The organism is Paenibacillus turpanensis (assembly GCF_011421635.1).
Lineage (GTDB): Bacteria > Bacillota > Bacilli > Paenibacillales > YIM-B00363 > Paenibacillus_AK > Paenibacillus_AK turpanensis.
On sequence record NZ_WTLI01000002.1, the window covers coordinates 225,856 to 242,952 of the forward strand.

At 51.1% G+C, this 17,097-nt stretch carries 15 protein-coding genes; 1 reads left to right on the forward strand and 14 read right to left on the reverse strand.

Annotation, left to right across the window (positions count from 1 at the left end; translation table 11 throughout):
- Positions 1 to 36: 36 nt before the first annotated feature.
- The 14 genes from GQS10_RS02655 to cymR all read right to left on the reverse strand — a co-directional run bounded on the left by GQS10_RS02655 (position 37) and on the right by cymR (position 15,225).
- Entirely contained in the window at positions 37 to 1,782 is a 1,746-nt protein-coding gene (locus GQS10_RS02655; protein ID WP_166238722.1) for a peptidoglycan D,D-transpeptidase FtsI family protein, read from the reverse strand.
- 71 nt (positions 1,783 to 1,853) lie between these two features.
- A complete protein-coding gene (locus GQS10_RS02660; RefSeq protein ID WP_341804996.1) occupies positions 1,854 to 4,013 on the reverse strand; it encodes a methyl-accepting chemotaxis protein in 2,160 nt (719 codons plus the stop codon).
- A gap of 300 nt (positions 4,014 to 4,313) precedes the next feature.
- The gene (locus GQS10_RS02665; protein ID WP_166238928.1) at positions 4,314 to 5,525 is read right to left on the reverse strand and encodes a peptidase U32 family protein; all 1,212 of its coding nucleotides are present in this window, start codon (positions 5,523 to 5,525) and stop codon (positions 4,314 to 4,316) included.
- A 73-nt stretch (positions 5,526 to 5,598) separates the two neighbouring features.
- A complete protein-coding gene (locus GQS10_RS02670; RefSeq protein WP_166238724.1) occupies positions 5,599 to 6,540 on the reverse strand; it encodes a peptidase U32 family protein in 942 nt (313 codons plus the stop codon).
- Between the two features lie 22 nt (positions 6,541 to 6,562).
- Entirely contained in the window at positions 6,563 to 7,600 is a 1,038-nt protein-coding gene (mltG, locus tag GQS10_RS02675) for an endolytic transglycosylase MltG (RefSeq protein WP_166238726.1), read from the reverse strand.
- 87 nt (positions 7,601 to 7,687) lie between these two features.
- Positions 7,688 to 7,990 (reverse strand): DUF1292 domain-containing protein, encoded by a 303-nt coding sequence (locus GQS10_RS02680; RefSeq protein WP_166238728.1) that lies wholly within the window; start codon positions 7,988 to 7,990, stop codon positions 7,688 to 7,690.
- A 22-nt stretch (positions 7,991 to 8,012) separates the two neighbouring features.
- Positions 8,013 to 8,291 carry a DUF1292 domain-containing protein gene (locus GQS10_RS02685; RefSeq protein ID WP_207952106.1) on the reverse strand — a complete coding sequence of 93 codons (279 nt, stop codon included), beginning with the start codon at positions 8,289 to 8,291 and terminating at the stop codon, positions 8,013 to 8,015.
- Between the two features lie 24 nt (positions 8,292 to 8,315).
- Positions 8,316 to 8,735 carry a Holliday junction resolvase RuvX gene (gene ruvX / locus GQS10_RS02690; protein ID WP_166238732.1) on the reverse strand — a complete coding sequence of 140 codons (420 nt, stop codon included), beginning with the start codon at positions 8,733 to 8,735 and terminating at the stop codon, positions 8,316 to 8,318.
- Positions 8,732 to 8,995 carry an IreB family regulatory phosphoprotein gene (locus GQS10_RS02695; RefSeq protein WP_166238734.1) on the reverse strand — a complete coding sequence of 88 codons (264 nt, stop codon included), beginning with the start codon at positions 8,993 to 8,995 and terminating at the stop codon, positions 8,732 to 8,734. Before GQS10_RS02695 ends, ruvX begins: the two co-directional genes overlap by 4 nt.
- Positions 8,996 to 9,081: 86 nt before the next feature.
- Positions 9,082 to 11,712, reverse strand: a complete 2,631-nt coding sequence (alaS, locus tag GQS10_RS02700) for an alanine--tRNA ligase (protein WP_166238736.1) — start codon at positions 11,710 to 11,712, stop codon at positions 9,082 to 9,084.
- A gap of 405 nt (positions 11,713 to 12,117) precedes the next feature.
- Complete coding sequence (locus tag GQS10_RS02705) at positions 12,118 to 13,188, reverse strand: AI-2E family transporter (protein ID WP_166238738.1); 1,071 nt, start codon at positions 13,186 to 13,188, stop codon at positions 12,118 to 12,120.
- Between the two features lie 121 nt (positions 13,189 to 13,309).
- A complete protein-coding gene (locus tag GQS10_RS02710) occupies positions 13,310 to 13,516 on the reverse strand; it encodes a hypothetical protein (protein ID WP_166238740.1) in 207 nt (68 codons plus the stop codon).
- 115 nt (positions 13,517 to 13,631) lie between these two features.
- Entirely contained in the window at positions 13,632 to 14,789 is a 1,158-nt protein-coding gene (locus GQS10_RS02715) for a cysteine desulfurase family protein (protein ID WP_166238930.1), read from the reverse strand.
- A gap of 16 nt (positions 14,790 to 14,805) precedes the next feature.
- Positions 14,806 to 15,225 (reverse strand): cysteine metabolism transcriptional regulator CymR, encoded by a 420-nt coding sequence (gene cymR / locus GQS10_RS02720; RefSeq protein WP_166238742.1) that lies wholly within the window; start codon positions 15,223 to 15,225, stop codon positions 14,806 to 14,808.
- A 256-nt stretch (positions 15,226 to 15,481) separates the two neighbouring features.
- Between cymR and mnmA the strand changes: the two genes are divergently transcribed.
- Positions 15,482 to 16,591, forward strand: a complete 1,110-nt coding sequence (mnmA, locus tag GQS10_RS02725) for a tRNA 2-thiouridine(34) synthase MnmA (RefSeq protein WP_341804997.1) — start codon at positions 15,482 to 15,484, stop codon at positions 16,589 to 16,591.
- Positions 16,592 to 17,097: the final 506 nt, after the last annotated feature.

Below are 17,097 nucleotides of genomic sequence, written 5' to 3' on the forward strand. Positions count from 1 at the left end.
TGCTTGTTCTCCCTTCGTGGTGCGCTATCCTAGTCATTATAGCCTACTTTTCAAGACAGAGACAATATCTTTCACCGCGGCCAAGGCCGCGCTCGCACTGTTCGGGCTGCGGTTTTCCTCAACGACAGCCAATGCGTAGCGCCTTCCCTTCACCTCTACCGTCCCGACAAACCACTGATGCACCCGATCCGAACCGCCGCCAACCTGGGCCGTTCCTGTTTTGCCGGAAACCGGCAGCATGCTGCTCTTCAGCGAGGATGCGGTACCATCGGTAACCGTCAGCCGCATCATACGGCGCAGTGCCGAGTAAGTCGCCTCCGACAAAGGCGAAATGCCTTCTCGCGCAGGCTGAGAAGGGAATCTGGCCTGCAGGCGTCCATCCGCATAGCGAATTTCTTGAACGGCTCTCACTGCCTGGGGAGCTTTCCCCGCTGCGATGGAGGCGGCTGCATTTGCCGCCTGCAGCGGCGTAATCCGTACATCCCGCTGACCGATGGCCGTTTGCAGCAGGATCCCTTCATCTGTTGTGCTTACGTCTCCGGCAAAAATCGTGCCGCTTTCCTCCTCGGCAAATTGAACGAGCGGCTGCCCATCGCGGAACGCATCGGTTTTCCATCCGACCGGATGAACCAGCCCCAGCTGTTCCGCCGCGCGCGATACAGCGCCTTCCGGAAGCCTAAGCATGACCTTGCCAAACACAATGTTGCACGAATGCGCAAACGCTTCTTCGAAGCTAAGCTGTCCATGACCGCCTTTTTTCCAGCAGGAAAAGCCGTACTTGCCCCACTCCCCGCTGCATTCAAATTGCTCATCCGGCGAGACGACATGATGCTCGAGCGCCGCAGCCGCGACGGCAAGCTTAAAGACGGATCCCGGGGTAATTGCCTTTAACGCGCGATTTGCCCAATGCTCGTCATCCGGATCGACGGATTCCGGTGTAAATTCAGGCACACTGGCCATAGCGGCAACGCTGCCGGTTTCCGCCTCCAGCACTACTGCCGCTCCTTGCCGGATGCCATTACGCTGCAATATGCGTTCGACGTCCGCTTGAAGCTCCTTATTCAGTGTGGTCATGACCTTTAACGGATAATAACTGCTTTGCGGCGCTGAATATCGCAAATCGAGTCCATGCATCGGCCTTCCTAAGCCATCGGTATAGAAGAATACCGTGGTTGGACCAATGCCATGAAGCAGCCGATCCAGCGAACGTTCCAGCCCCGATGCGCCCAAAGGACTCGATTCGCGCAAAATCCCTCGTTGAAGATCCTCCTTATACTGCTTTAGCAGGATCGGCTGCTCGCTCATATAACCGATTAGATGGGAAGCAAGCCCGTCCTGAGCGTAGCGCCGGTTCACCTCGACCACTCGGAGGCCGGGAAAATCCGCCTCCCGGATTTGGCGCTGCTGGTCTTTCGTCAAAGCTGCACTCCACATGGCCGGCTGCAGTGTTCTCTGTACCTCTTGGTAGAAGGTAATCCACTGCCGCACCGGAACGTTAAGCACCCGCGCTATGTCCTTGTGCTGCGAAGGCTGCAGCGAGCGCTGCTCTAGAACTGGAAAAAGCGCTGCCCGATGTTCCAGGTACCCGGTCAACGGAGCGCCGCTCTGATCGTAAAACTGCGCCCGCCCGGTATCCAAAATAAAACCGGCTTTCCGCTGGTCAACGGATGCCCTCGATAAAAGAGCCGTGCCCGCGGTTTGCAGCCAAAGCAGCCTCCCCGCGAGCACGGCAAAAACGATGCATATAGATAGAAGTGCAATAAATATTCGGTGCTGGCGCATTCGGAATCACCCTTCGGATCAAGAAATATCCGTTCCAGTTTTTCCTAGCCGCCTCCCGATTATGCATGCCATTACGATACTTTAAACTGGGACAACGATTCGCGCAGCGTAACCGACACCGATTCCAGCTTGTCCGACAAACGTACCAGGCCTTCACTGATGCTCAGCTGCTCCGTGCTCAGCGACGCCACCTCTTGTGAGGTTGCAGACGACTCTTCGGCCACAGCGCTTACGTTACTCATTGCATCCGTCAGAACGCGCTGCGATTTCTCCAGGTCAGATACCGATCCAGTCACCTCATCCAGCTGCGTTACGAGGCCGGCCATCCGTTCCTCCACTTGGTCAAAGATCTCGCTCGCTTCTTTCACGGATTGAATTTGCTGCTGGAACATCGGATAAGCTTCCGTAAGCACACTAACCGTCTCATCGATTTCCACTTGAATCTTATCCGTAATTTGTCCGACGACATCGATGGACTCCCTCGATTGATCCGCAAGCTTGCGAATTTCATCGGCAACGACCATGAAGCCTCTACCGGCTGCACCAGCCCGAGCCGCCTCGATCGTGGCATTCAGGGACAAAATATTGGTCTGCTTCGAGATCCCAGTCAGCATCTCCAAAATTTTACGAATCGACTGTGTGCTTTCCTTGAGCTTATCGACCTTCTCCACCATGGAACGGGTCATTTCCTCTGTCTGATTCGTCTTCGCCGTTAATTCCACCATGTAGACTGTTCCCTTGGAGCTTGCCTGCTGGACTTCTTGGGAAGCGCCGGCCATATGCGCATTCGCGCTCACTACCTGCTTGACACGGGTCTCAATCATGGTCGTTAAATCCATGCCGCGCTCTGCTTCCGTAGCCAAGCTGGACGCGCCGCTTGCGATTTCTTCCGTAGCGACTGATATTTCCCGGGCCGATATCGCCGTTTTCTTCGATACATCGGAAAGCTCGCCAGCCGTATCCAGCACGCTTTGTGCCGTATTCGCCGTTTGCTGCAGCAGCAGCGTAATCTTGTCCATCATTTGATTGAAGCTGTCTCCGACAAGACCGATCTCATCTTCACGCTTGAAGTTCGAGCGAACCGTCAGGTCGCCCTGCTCTCCCTGCTGCATAAGCTCTTTAAGCTGTACAAGAGGAGTACCGATCCGGCGTGCAACCAGAAAACCAATGGCAACAGCCATGATCGCAGCGATAACGGCAATGATCATTGTCAAAGTAAATATGGACTGCGCTTCTTTCACGAGTACGTTCACCGGAATCTGACCGACCAGCGTCCAGCCTGTGGATTCCGACGGATCAAACACAATCAGCTTTCCGTCCTGTTTGCTCTCTCCTGGTACATCCTCGGAGTCCGCTTTTAATTCGATGCTTGATGCAGAGCCAATCTGATCGACATGAGAGGACAATATAATGTTATTGCTCGTACCAACCATGAAAATTTCGCTGCCCTCGCCCAAATTTACAGATTCGATCTCCTTCGAAAGCATATCGAGCTTAATTTCAAGGAACATCACATAATCGCCGGAGCCTGAATTTGCGTCCTTAATGACTCTAGCCGCACCGAAAGTAGGACTATTCTTTACGATATGACCCTCTTTCTTCGTTTCGACCCAATACAGCTTTCCATCGAGCTCCTTGGTTTTTTGGAACCACGGCTCATTTGACATGTCAAAACTGGAAATCGATCCGGAGCTGTACAGGTTACGCAGCTCGGGCTTTAAAGAGATCATATAAATGCCACTGATTGAATTATTCGAAAACATAAAGGAGCTTAGCTTCTCTTCAACGGCTTTTCCCGCCAGCATCTTATCGTAATCCGAAAAATTTGGATCCTTCATATTTGCTAAATTACCCTTGATTTGCGGATCAAGAAAAATTTGAAATGAGAGCTGATCAAATTGTTTAAAAATTAAATCAAGCTTTTCTGCAGATTGCGTGATCGTTTGGTGAGAGGCGCCGGCTACCTTCTCCTCAATAATCGATTTCGATTTCGAATAGGATAGCAAACCGACTGTCAACACACAGATCAGGATGCTTGCTAAAAATAACACAAAAAGCTGTGTTCCAACGGATTTTAGCGGGTTGAAGCCCTTCATAGAAGAAAGCTTCACTTCTCCGTTCTTTTGGAGGAGCTTCTGAAGTAATGGCTTTGTGCGCTCCGGAATCCGAGCCTTCCGTACGAGTGCTGCTGTCTGCTTTGCAGCGCTTACAAGAGCTCGACCCCATTTCACATTCGATAATTTTGAAAGTTTCTCTTTTGGAAGTTTAAATTTAAATTGAATCCGTGGAAGTTTGCGTTTCATAAAAGCCTCCCGTTTGCCTATGTATGGATGAAACCACTTACATCTGTCACTATTATAAACGCATTTTTCGACATTGGATACTATTTTATTTCATGAATTCGTATTTCCTGTAAGTGGAACCCCACTTTTTGGAAATAAATAAGGGAAAAAGCACTACAATACTGATCCGTTTTTCCTGTAATTGGCACAAAAAAACCGTGGCTTCGCAGCCGCGGTTTTGGAAAGGACCTATATTTTCTTGCGCATCATGTCGAATGGTTTCACCGGCTGCTTCACTTTAATCCGCAGCAGCTGCATCGGGTGGCGGGCAACGGACAACGGTTCCCCCGTTTCATGATCCCACATTTCCTCAACCTGCTGCTTAAAGGTGTCCGCTCCCGGGGAAACAAACTCCACCTCGGCGCCGATGCGGAAATGGTTGCGCTGCTCTACGATCGCCACGCCCGCCGCCTCGTCATACCCGCGCACAACGCCGGCAAAGTCGTAAGGCGCTGCTTTCTCTTCCGGACCGTAAATATGGTCCTCATGATCCGGCTCGTCAAAGAAGAAGCCTGTATTCACCGGACGGTTAGCCGCCTTCTGAATTTCCTCCAGCCATTCTTGCTTCAGCGTATAATTTTCCGGATCAGCCATATACGAATCGATCGCCTGCCGATAAGCATTAACGACCGAAGCGACGTAATGGATGCTCTTCATCCGTCCCTCGATTTTGAAGCTGTCCACGCCCGCTTCGATCAGCTCTGGAAGATGCTCGATCATGCACAAATCCTTAGAGCCCATCGTGAACGCATCGCTGCCTTCTTCGAAAAGCGGCGCATCCTCTTGGAACAGATCATACTTCCAGCGGCACGACTGCGAGCAGCCGCCCCGGTTCGAATCACGGTCTGTAAAATGGTTAGACAGCACGCAGCGCCCCGACCAGGAGGAGCACATCGCCCCATGGATGAACGCTTCGATTTCAATATCGACTTTATTTTTAATTTCAACAATGTCTTCTAAACTCGTCTCGCGGGCAAGTACGACGCGCGGAAGCCCTTCTTCTTTCCAAAACTGCACCGTTCTCCAGTTCATCGTCGACTGCTGTGTGCTCAAATGCACCTCGAGGCCCGGTACCGCATTCAGCGCGACCTGAACGATTGCAGGATCGGCTACGATAATCGCGGCGATGCCCGCTTCATACAAGTTGCGGAGATACTCCTCGACCCCCGGAAGATCCTCGTTATGAGCATAAATATTCGTAGCGACAAACACCTTCGCCCCATATTGCTTCGCAAATTCGACTCCCTCGCGCATTTCCTCGAAGCTAAAGTTATCCGCATTGGAACGAAGCCCATACTGCTGACCGCCGATATATACCGCATCCGCACCATAGTGTACGGCAAATTTCAATTTCTCTAAATTTCCGGCCGGTGCCAGCAGCTCCGGCTTTTCCAGACGCATCCGCTTCCCTGTACCGGCCTTTTTGCTTGAATTTTCTGTAGATGATACCACAGGCCCTCACCTCTTTCTTTTCTTAATACACTTGTTCCTTATATAAAAATCCGAACGACAGCTCACGCTCAGGGTCCTGAACCTTGCGGATTTCCTCCAGCCAAGCTTCGTTAAATTGATACCCCGCAGGATCGGACGTATATGCGTCAATCACCTTGCGGTAACTGGCCACAGCAACCCGGTTATATTCCATCGACTTCATAAAGCCTTCCACCTTAAAGACGTCGATTCCGCCTTCCATTAACTCATGAAGGCTTTCCAGCATACAAAAATCCTCTGAGCTCATAATATGCGTCCCATGTAAATCCTCATACACCGGGTAACGCTGGTCACGGCGCTCATGCTCGACAAGCACCAGCCCGCTTTCAGCGCTGAGCTGTTCCTTCTCGCCGGCATGCTCCGAGTCGATATGATTTTGATAGCTCGTAACAAGCTTACGCTTGGAGTGATAAATATTCGTAATTCCATGTACCTGAACCTGAACTTCCAGATCTGTGTGACGTTTAAAATCGATGATTTGCTCCAGATTCAGCTCTCGGGCAAGCAGCACACGCTTCGCTCCCTTGGAGCCCCAATAATTGGCGCTGGCATAATTCGTGCTGGTCATTTCCGCACTCCAATGCAGCTCCAGCGACGGCGCATCCGTTCTGGCTGCCATCAACACAGCAGGATCTCCGAATACGATCGCATCCGCGCCGGCTTTGGCCAACCCCTGCAAATATTCGGCGACACCGTCCAAATCCTCGTTGCTAATAATATTGTTCACGGATACGACAACCCGCACCTGCCTGCGGTGCGCTTCCTGGATTACCTCCGCAATTTGTTCGGCCGTCATCGGCCCGGGGACTCGTAAGCCATAACGGGCATCCCCTACACTCAGCTCATCCGCTCCCGCATCCATCATCGCCCGTGCTTCTTCCAGGGAGCCGGCCGTTGCAATGAGCTTCGGCTTTTTTACCGCCATTTGTGTGCCCTCCTTCATCACTTTATTGATTCATCTTGCTTGCGGCAATATTTTTCTTATGCTGCTCAAACGTCTCGGCAAATAAATGCTCGCGCGAGCCGTCCTTCTTTGTCACATAAAATAAAAACTTGGTTTGCTCCGGATAAAGTGCAGCTTCAATGGAGGACAGTCCCGGTGATGCAATCGGCCCAGGCGGAAGCCCGCTGTTCAAATACGTATTATACGGACTTTCCACCTGCAAGTCTTTTTCATAAAGTCTGTCCTTTTGTTTTTCAAACAAGTATTGCACCGTCGCATCAATTTGCAGCGGCATCTTTTCCCGAAGCCGGTTATAGATGATACCAGACACCAGCTTCTTTTCATGGGCAACCGCGACCTCGCGTTCGATGAGAGACGCTATGGTCATCATCCCATGGAAATCTATACCAAGCACCTGAAGCTGCTGCTCCCACCCGTTCGGGAGCCCTGCCAGCTTGCGGTCCAGCTCCTTGGCAAGTCGCTCCAGCACCTCAAGCTCCGTCGAATCCTTCGGCATTTCGTAAGTCTCGGGAAATAAATATCCCTCAAGAACGTACTTCACGCCAGGGACTGACGGTATTTTCTTCACCGCGTCCGAAGATAAAGAAGGAGGGACTGCCGATGCAATCGACCACAGCTTGTCCCGATTTAATCCCTGTTCGGTCAAACGTTCGATAATTTGCGGAAGAGTATAACCTTCGGGAATGGTAAAGCGGATCGTTTCCTCGGAAACGACTTCCCCTTTATTTAGTTTATCCACAATTTCTCGTAATGTCAGCCCCGGCTTCATTTCGTATTCGCCGGCTTGAAACCTGCTGCCCTGCCCATTTGCTTTCAGATAAAGTAAAAAAATAAAATCATCTTTAATAAGTCCGTTCTGTTCCAATGCACGAGCAATTTCTTTCGAGCCCGACCCTCCGGCCACACTGAGCTTTACCGGCTCGGTCCCTGCTTCTACAGGCAGCAAGCCTTGGTATATATAAGACGCTCCTGATACGGCAATGGCTGCTAACGCGGCCGCGATCCAGAGCAGTGTTTTCACTTACATCGCCCCCACTACCATTTGTTCCTACCTACGACAAAAAAGAGCAGCTTTCGCCGCCCTTTCGTACAGGATGAACGGTACACCTTACTCCAAATCGGACGGTACCGTCATTTCATCGTAAAGTTCCGAAACCGTTTCCCACTCGTCGTCATCTTCGATCGTTTCCAGCTCCGGGGCACCGTCTTCATTGCGGACAATCCGGAAAATGGCCACTTCGCCTTCCTTTTGCAGTTCTTTCGATTGGATCACCGCATAGGCAAGGCTTTCATGCTCGAATTCTGCCAAAATGCGATATGCCGTCGATTCGCCCTGCTCGTCAAACAAGATGATTTCGTTGCCAAAGCTGTCTTTTAAATCATGCAGTACTTTCACATTCGGTTGCGTCACCGCGGCCGCCTTCCTTCAACGTTTAGTCCTCTTCCGATTCGGCAAGAAGCGTATTGAACGTCTCCTCAACCATGTTCCATTCCTCTTCGTCTTCGATCGTGTAAAGCTTTAGATCGTCGCCTTCCTCTTCATAGCGGAATGCGTACACTTCATCTGCTTCCTCATCATCGGAGTCTACAGGGACAACCATCATATATTTCGCTTCAGAGCCGTCCACTTCAAACTTCATAATAACTTCGAATTCTTCCTCATTGCCTTCCTCATCCGGAATAAAAATAATTTCCGGCTCGTAATCTTCCATGTGTTCGTTGTCCGCCACTTTACTTCACCCTTTCACGGTTTTGGAATCCAGATACCCTTGCAGTATGATTGCAGCGGCCATTTTGTCAATGACCGCCTTTCTCTTCTTTCGGCTTACGTCCGCCTCCAAAAGAGTTCGTTCCGCGGATACGGTCGTCAGCCGCTCATCCCACATCATGACCCGTAAGCCAAACACGCTTTCCAGCATCTTACCATATTCAATACAAAGCTCGCCTCTGGGCCCTATGGAGCCGTTCATATTCTTCGGCAGGCCCAGCACGATTTCCCCTACTTCGTATTCTTCAATAAGCTGCTTTAACCTTGCTAAGTCGGTCTCGTGCGTTTTACGGGAAATAACTTCTACTCCTTGAGCGGTCCAGCCGAAAGCGTCGCTGACGGCGACTCCGATGGTCCGGTCTCCAAGATCCAATCCCATGATCCTCATGAACGGTGCCCATTAAGATAATATTTCACCAATTCTTCAATCAATTCGTCGCGCTCACGCTTACGGATAATGCTTCTTGCATTATTATGACGAGGAATGTAGGCCGGATCACCGGAAAGTAAATAACCGACTATTTGATTGATCGGGTTATACCCCTTCTCCTGGAGAGCATCGAAGACGGTCAAAATGACTTCTTCAGAGGACGACTCCGGCTCGTCGGCCCTTACGTCGTATTTCATCGTTTTATCCATGTAATTCATACCGACACCCCCGTTTATATACCAAGATATATATTCGATGCCAGCTCGGCAAAATCCTTTCCCTCAGGAAATTAAAGGAAAAAGTTTTACGCTTTCTGAGCTGCTACCAGCGCTTCTACCGCTGCGATTGCTTCCTGCAGCTTGGCCGGCTCCTTACCCCCGGCTTGCGCCATATCCGGACGTCCGCCGCCGCTTCCACCGACAATCGAGGCAACCTCTTTGATCAGCTTGCCGGCATGGAAGCCCTGCGACACAAGATCCGCAGTAACCGCAGCCACAAGATTCACCTTGCCTTCCGAAGCCGATCCGACCACGATGATCCCGGAGCCGATCTTCACCTTCATTTCATCGACAATGGTGCGAAGTCCTTCCATGTCCGCATTCACTTCCGCTGCCAACAGCTGCACGCCGGCAACCTGCTTCACCTGATCGGTTAATGAGCCCGCCTCGATGCTGCTCAGCTTCGCTTTCAGCGATTCATTCTCGCGTCCAAGCTCCTTCAGCTGCGCTTGAAGCGCGTCAACCCGCTTCGGCACCTCTGTTAAGCTCGTCTTCAGCATCGATGCCGTATCACGGAGCAGCTGCACTTGGCTTTCCAAGTATTCGTACGCATGGCGTCCGGAAACCGCTTCGATCCGGCGTACTCCGGAGCCGATGCCGCTCTCGCTTACGAGCTTGAACAGGCCGATTTGCGCCGTGTTCTGCACGTGGCAGCCGCCGCACAGCTCGAGGCTGTATTCGCCCACCTGTACGACACGGACGATGTCGCCGTATTTTTCTCCGAACAGCGCCATCGCGCCCATCGCCTTTGCCTCGGCAATCGGCTTCAAGCTGATGTCCACCTGTGTACCCTTCCAAATCTGCTCGTTCACACGCTTTTCAATATCCGCTAATTCCTCAGCCGTTACCGAGCCAAAATGGGAGAAGTCGAAGCGCAGACGATCCGGCTCTACCAAGGATCCTGCTTGGTTGACATGCCCGCCAAGCACTTCCTTCAGCGCTTTATGCAGAAGATGCGTAGCGGTATGATTTTTCACGATGTCGTCGCGCTTATCCCACGCCACGCTTGCCTTCACGGTTCCGCCGCTGCGAATCGTGCCGCGCTCCACTTTGATCAGGTGCACATGCTGTCCATGCGGCGCTTTGCTGACTTCTTCCACAACGGCATGCAGCTCCGTATCGTCCGAAGTCAGCGTACCGAAGTCGCTCACCTGTCCGCCGCTTTCCGCATAGAAAGGCGTCCGGTCCAGAATGACCTGAACCTGCGCTCCCGGTCCCGCCACATCGACCAGAGAATCCCCGTCAACGATGGCAATAATTTTAGCATTCGTTACCAAATCATTATAACCAACAAAATCACTTTTAGTCGTGAAGTCAGCCAGCGGTCCGCCTTGAACCTTCATGCTGCCCGAATCCTGGCGGGCCGAGCGGGCACGCTCGCGCTGCTCTTCCATCGCAGCGTCAAAGCCTTCCCTGTCGATCGTCATACCGTTCTCTGCTGCAAAATCCTCCGTCAGATCAAGCGGGAAGCCGAACGTATCGTAAAGACGGAACGCCTCCGCACCCGTAATTCCGCTTCGTCCTTCCTTGCGCGCGGCTTCAATCATGCCGCTCAAGATGGACAAGCCCTCGGACAGCGTCTCATGGAAACGCTCCTCTTCGGTACGGATCACCTTCTCGATGAACTCGCGTTTTTCCACGACGTCCGGATAGTGCTCGCCCATGACCTCGCCTACGACAGAGGTAAGCTGATACAGGAACGGCTTGTCCATGCCCAGCACCTTGCCGTAACGTACCGCGCGGCGCAGCAGGCGGCGAATGACATATCCGCGCCCTTCGTTGGAAGGAAGCACGCCGTCGGCTGCCGAGAACGCAACCGTACGGATATGGTCGGCGATCACTTTGAGCGCCACATCATGCTCGTTGTTGATGCCGTAGGTAACACCGGCAATTTGGCAGGTGCGCTGAATAATCGGCTGGAACAGGTCCGTATCAAAGTTGGAATCAACGTCCTGCAGCACGGAAGCGAAACGTTCGAGCCCTGCGCCGGTATCGATGTTTTTGTTCGGAAGCGGCGTATACGAGCCGTCCTTGTTATGGTTAAACTGCGAGAACACGAGGTTCCAGATTTCCAGGAAGCGCTCGTTTTCGCCGCCAGGGATACACTCTGGATCAGACAAATCGCCATATTTCGGGCCGCGGTCGTAGAAAATCTCCGTACAAGGTCCGCATGGTCCTTCGCCGATATCCCAGAAGTTGTCCTCCAGCTTATAGATGCGCTCCGCCGGGATGCCGATCTTCTCGTTCCACAGCTTGAAGGCCTCTTCGTCCTCCGGATGAATCGTGACGCTCAAGCGCTCCGGGTCGAAGCCGATCCATTCTTTGCCGGTCAAAAACTCCCATGCCCACGTGATGGCCTCTTCTTTGAAATAATCGCCGATGGAGAAATTTCCGAGCATTTCAAAAAACGTATGGTGACGGCGCGTTTTGCCGACATTCTCAATATCATTTGTCCGAATGCACTTCTGCGAATTGGCGATGCGCGGATTTTCCGGCTTCACCCGACCGTCGAAATACGCTTTCAGCGGCGCCATACCAGCGTTAATCCACAGCAGCGACGGGTCGTTATGTGGAACTAAAGAAGCACTCGGCTCGATATGATGGCCTTTCGTTTCGAAGAAATGAAGCCATTTGCTGCGAATTTCACTAGCTTTCATTTGGTTAAAACCCTCCACCGTCTCTAAGTATCGTAACGTTACTTGAATCCTCATTTGACTTGCCGTATTTGCCTTATAGGTAAAAACATGCAAAAAACGCCCCTGAACTGGTCAGGGACGAATAGCTTCAGCTTCTCGCGGTACCACCCTGGTTACTGCCCGCCGCGGCGGAACAAGTCTCCTTTGGCGAATGTTAACGGATTCGACCCGGCGGCTTTCTCGGCCGCACTCCGAAACCAGCTTCGGACATCCCTCCGCGCTGAAGAGCTCTTTCAGCCGCCGCTGGTGTTGCGGGGAGCTCTCTCTCTGCCAGCAGGAACTAGGCGCCTACTTCGTTTCATCGACGTTTTTTTACAGTACGATTTTCATCAAAATTATACGCTTCGGGAAATGCAAAGTCAAACGTCAGATTGGCTTTTTCCGCCAGTAATACAAATGAATATGGTGAACGATGACCTTAATAACGGCAAACACGGGAACCGCTAAGATCAGTCCGATCACTCCGCCAATTTCCCCGCCTGCAAGCAGTGCGAAAATAATGAGAAGCGGATGCAGATGGAGTGATCTTCCGACAACCTGCGGCGAAACGACATTGCCCTCCAGCACCTGACAGACCACGTTGACTCCAGCAACCATAAGCACCATTTGCCACGAGATGGTACTGGCCAAAATAATCGCCGGCGCAGCCCCGAAGAACGGCCCCAGATACGGAATAATGTTAAACAAGGCCACGACGGAAGCAAGCAGCAGCGGGTACGGCATGCCGATCAGCCAGTATCCTATGAAAGCACATAAGCCGATAATCAAGCACACAATGAACTGCCCTCGTATGTAATTTCCGAGCGCTTTGTCGATATCGTTGACGAGCCGGATCGTTTGTCTGCGATGATCCATCGGCACGAAGGTAAGCACCGTCTTTTCAATCAGCTGAATGTCCTTGAGCATATAAAAGGCAAGGAACGGGATAATGAAGGCGGCCAGCAAAAAGTTAATGGTCGCTCCGATTCCGTTCACAAAGCGGGAGATCGCATCGGATAACGCATTTTCCATCCCGGCAAGCGCGCGGTTCAGTCCCGATCTCACCCCTTCCGGAAGCCACGTCGAGTCGTTCACGTCATTGACGATCATTTGCGCGGTCATCGTAAGCTCCGGCAGATGCTCATTTAACTCGTTGAGCTGTTTTAAGAACATCGGAATCAAATTCATGACGATAATGGTCACGCTCGCGATGAACACCGCATAAATGAGCAGAACGGCAATCGTCCGGGGAACCTTTCTCCTGCTCAGCATATTTACGATCGGATTTAAAACATATGAAATAATCATGGCCACGACAAAAGGAGCTAGGATTGCGCTAATAAAATTGTACACACCTGAGAGCAGCGGGCGGATTTGCATCAGCATGTACATCACGGAGAGCCCGAGCAGCAAGTAAATGAGCGCAACAAACCATTTATTTCGAATAAAACGCTCCATGTTCTCCCCTCCTTCCACTTCTCCGATCGTTCCCTCCATAACAGTATATGTACAACCCTAGAAAAAAAAACAAAGCCTTTGCGCGTCTGCGCAAAGGCTAATGCTCGTCCTAAGAATCCGGTCAATTGGCGTGCACTTCGGACAGGTTTGGAAGGTCGTCTTCAAAGAAGAGATCGTCCAAGGAACTAAGCGTTCCATCCTCTTCTACCTGGTACACGGACATCTTATCGCCATTCACTGTAAGCTCAATAAAGCATCCCCAGCAGTAAAACTGGTGGGAACCGATCTTACCGATGTCTTTCGAGTTGCAGTTCGGACATTTTATCATTGCAATCACCTGTTTCCGTTATATTATATCGTGCAGCCATTCAGCTTCTCTTATATTCCAATTATTCCCGATTGGAGGTAAGTTAAACCTAGATGTGTGCACTGAGTCGGGATATTCACTTATACGTAAGACGTTTCGTTATCGTTGCAAGTTTTCGGGCCGTAATTGTTACAATTTTGAGGCAAGAGCCGTGACCGAAGCTGAACCGAACGGCCGAGCGTGCAACCTCATCCGGTAAGCACATCGCCCTAAGCACATGCGAAAGCTCCAAAGAGCCCGATGAACAAGCCGATCCGCTGGCAGCAGCGATTCCTTCCAGGTCCAAATTCATGAGCAGTGTTTCTGTATCCAGACCCGGAAAGCTCACGTTCAAAATATGCGGAAGACGGTGCTCCTCATCAGGATGACCGTTAATCGTAAAAGAACCTTCCGGCAGCTGCTCCCCGAGTAATGCGCACATCTGATCGCGGAGCGTGCGCATTTGCGCTGCATGCTCCGTTCGTTCGCTTACGGCCAGCTCGACTGCTTTCGCAAAGCCAACCGCCCCGGCAACATTTTCCGTCCCCGCTCTTCTTTTCTTTTCCTGCGAGCCTCCGAATAAGGTTGGAGCGATGGAAACATTGCGAGAAATGTAGAGTGCACCGATTCCTTTGGGCCCGTTAATCTTATGCGCAGAAAAGCTCATTAAATCAACCGGCAGCTTGTTCAATTGAAGGTCGACATATCCAAGGGCTTGTACAGCATCAGAGTGAAACAGAACGCCGCGCTCGCGCGCCAAGGCGCCGATTTCTTCGATCGGCTGGAGCGTTCCGACTTCGTTATTGCCAACCATCACGCTGATCAGCGCTGTGTCCGGGCGAATGGCGTCGGCAACAGCTTGGGCCTCAATTCTTCCATACGAATCCGCCGGAATATAAGTGACCTCAAAGCCCTCCGCTTCCAGAGCCCGGCACGCATGGAGCACGGCGTGATGCTCAATTTGCGTCGTAACGACATGCTTCTTGCCCTTCCTGCCTGCGGCTCTTGCGGCGCCGATGACAGCAAGGTTGTCGCTTTCCGTTCCGCCGCTCGTAAAAACAAGTTCCGACGGATTGCAGCCAAGCAGATCCGCGATTCTGTCCCGGGAAGCCGTGACAGCCGCTTTCGCCTCGCGGCCGAAGCTGTGCAGACTGGAAGGATTGCCATAGGTATTCATCATATGCGGAAGCAGCGCTTCCACCACTTCGCTGCGCATAGGCGTCGAAGCGGCATGATCCAAATAAATACGATCCATCATTCACCTGTAAAAGTTAAATATAAAACATGTAATTTCCGCGATCCTCTTCTTCTTTAAAATGAATCAGATGCTGCAGCGTTGTCGAATCCAGCACCTGGGCAATTCCGTCGCGGATCCGAATCCATAAATCCCTCTTGGCCGGGTCATCCTCTTCCGTAAAATCAACCGGAGAAATCGGCCCTTCCAAAATACGTATAATTTGACCGGCAGTAATTTCCTCCGGCGAGTTCGATAAAATATAGCCTCCATAAGCGCCCCGGATACTCTTTACGAGTCCGGCGTTGCGGAGCGGTGCGATCAACTGCTCTAAATAATGCTCGGAGAGCTGATTTTTTTCTGCAATGCTTTTCAAAGAGGTCGGACCCTCGCCAAACTGACGCGCTAACTCCATCATAATGGTCAGTCCGTACCGCCCTTTGGTTGAAATCTTCAAAACGGCACCTCATTTACAATGTCTCTAATTATCATTGCCTCATTTTGTTAATCCTAATACTGGAACACGGCAACATTACTATGGTAACACACTTGTCAATACTGCGATATGCAAAAACTTGACTTCTTCATGAAGAAATGCATTTCTTGACGATTAGGCATGATAAGAGTATCATTTCAACAATTGTGATGCTTATTTACTTCAAGCGGCTTCTGTCCTTGATGTCTATATAACCATAATTATTACGATTAGAAAAGTGGTGAATTTTATGTCGGAACATGCGGTAAAACCGGGGGCTCGTGTCGTCGTCGGGATGTCGGGCGGCGTCGATTCTTCGGTAACAGCATTATTATTGAAGCAGCAGGGCTACGATGTAATCGGCGTATTTATGAAAAATTGGGACGACACCGATGAGTTCGGCCGCTGCACCGCCGACGACGATGCGGAGGATGTGCGTCGTGTTTGCAACCAAATCGGAATTCCTTATTACACGGTAAATTTCGAAAAAGAATATATGGATAAGGTTTTTCAGTATTTCCTTGACGAATATAAGCAGGGACGAACACCAAATCCGGATGTCATGTGCAACCGGGAAATTAAATTCGGCGATTTCCTGCGTAAGGCTCTTGATCTAGGTGCGGAATATATCGCAACGGGACACTATGCGAGGGTTGTCGAAACGAATGGGGAGTATCAGCTCCTTCGCGGTGTCGATTCAGGCAAAGACCAGACGTACTTCCTCAATCGGTTAAATCAGTACCAATTATCCAAGGCGATGTTCCCGATCGGCCATTTGCCAAAGCCGATGGTGCGCGAAATTGCGGCGGAAGCCGGACTTGCGACTGCCAAGAAAAAGGACAGCACCGGCGTATGCTTTATCGGCGAGAAAAACTTTAAGGAATTTTTGAGCCAGTACCTCCCTGCCAAGCCGGGTGAAATGCGCACGCTCGACGGTGAAGTAAAAGGCCGCCACGATGGTCTTATGTACTACACGCTTGGACAGCGGCAGGGGCTGGGCATCGGCGGAGGCGGAAACGGCGAGCCCTGGTTCGTCGTCGATAAGGATTTGGACAAAAATATTTTGTATGTCGTTCAGGGCGATCAGCCGAGCCTATATTCAAGCGGGCTGCTGGCCACCGACGTCCACTGGATTAGCGGCAAGCCGCCGGAAGGCGAGTTTACATGTACGGCGAAATTCCGTTACCGGCAGCCTGACCAAGGCGTTACGATCCGTATGACGGGAGCCGATACGTGCAGCATTACCTTTGATGTGAAGCAAAAGGCGATTACGCCCGGACAAGCCGTCGTGTTCTATGACGGTGACGTATGCTTGGGCGGCGGCACGATTGATAAGATTGTGAAATAAATAGCTGATACAAAAATTGGCGTATTCTCGAACCAGAGGATACGCCAATTTGGCTTTGATATTGTGCTGTGGATGCCGGAAATCTGGCAGTAGGAAATGAGCGGGATTCGTACGATGCGGATGTGGCAGTGATCCTCGGCAGCGTATGAATACAAGCAATTTGTATTATTCCCTTTCCGACGGGCTATTCGGGAGTCATCTATACCAATTTGTTGTATTGTTTGAGCGACGACAACAGGTCCTGCCATAAATGCATCGTATGTATACAAGTGGTTTGTATTGTTTCCCCGTTGACGCACTATACGAGGCTAATCAATACAAATTACTTGTATTAGTAGTTCACCGGGCTTGGGGGTTCAACGAAGATACGATAAGACTTTCAGCTTCAGTTAATAGAGGCCCGCAAAAAACGAATTACTAGTTTATTTGGGCGCTCGCTTTATTGTTTTGATTAATGCAAAGTGTTTCAAAACGCTTAGAATGTGAAACTAGCAAGGGGCGAATCC

Coding starts and splice junctions, on each gene's coding strand:
- GQS10_RS02665 (WP_166238928.1), bottom strand. CDS start 5,525: ATGCGTCTGGAAAAGCCGGAGCTGCTGGCACCGGCCGGAAATTTAGAG.
- GQS10_RS02705 (WP_166238738.1), bottom strand. CDS start 13,188: ATGGAGCGTTTTATTCGAAATAAATGGTTTGTTGCGCTCATTTACTTG.
- GQS10_RS02695 (WP_166238734.1), bottom strand. CDS start 8,995: ATGAATTACATGGATAAAACGATGAAATACGACGTAAGGGCCGACGAG.
- GQS10_RS02685 (WP_207952106.1), bottom strand. CDS start 8,291: ATGGAAGATTACGAGCCGGAAATTATTTTTATTCCGGATGAGGAAGGC.
- GQS10_RS02710 (WP_166238740.1), bottom strand. CDS start 13,516: ATGATAAAATGTCCGAACTGCAACTCGAAAGACATCGGTAAGATCGGT.
- GQS10_RS02670 (WP_166238724.1), bottom strand. CDS start 6,540: ATGGCGGTAAAAAAGCCGAAGCTCATTGCAACGGCCGGCTCCCTGGAA.
- alaS (WP_166238736.1), bottom strand. CDS start 11,712: ATGAAAGCTAGTGAAATTCGCAGCAAATGGCTTCATTTCTTCGAAACG.
- ruvX (WP_166238732.1), bottom strand. CDS start 8,735: ATGAGGATCATGGGATTGGATCTTGGAGACCGGACCATCGGAGTCGCC.
- GQS10_RS02715 (WP_166238930.1), bottom strand. CDS start 14,789: ATGGATCGTATTTATTTGGATCATGCCGCTTCGACGCCTATGCGCAGC.
- GQS10_RS02655 (WP_166238722.1), bottom strand. CDS start 1,782: ATGCGCCAGCACCGAATATTTATTGCACTTCTATCTATATGCATCGTT.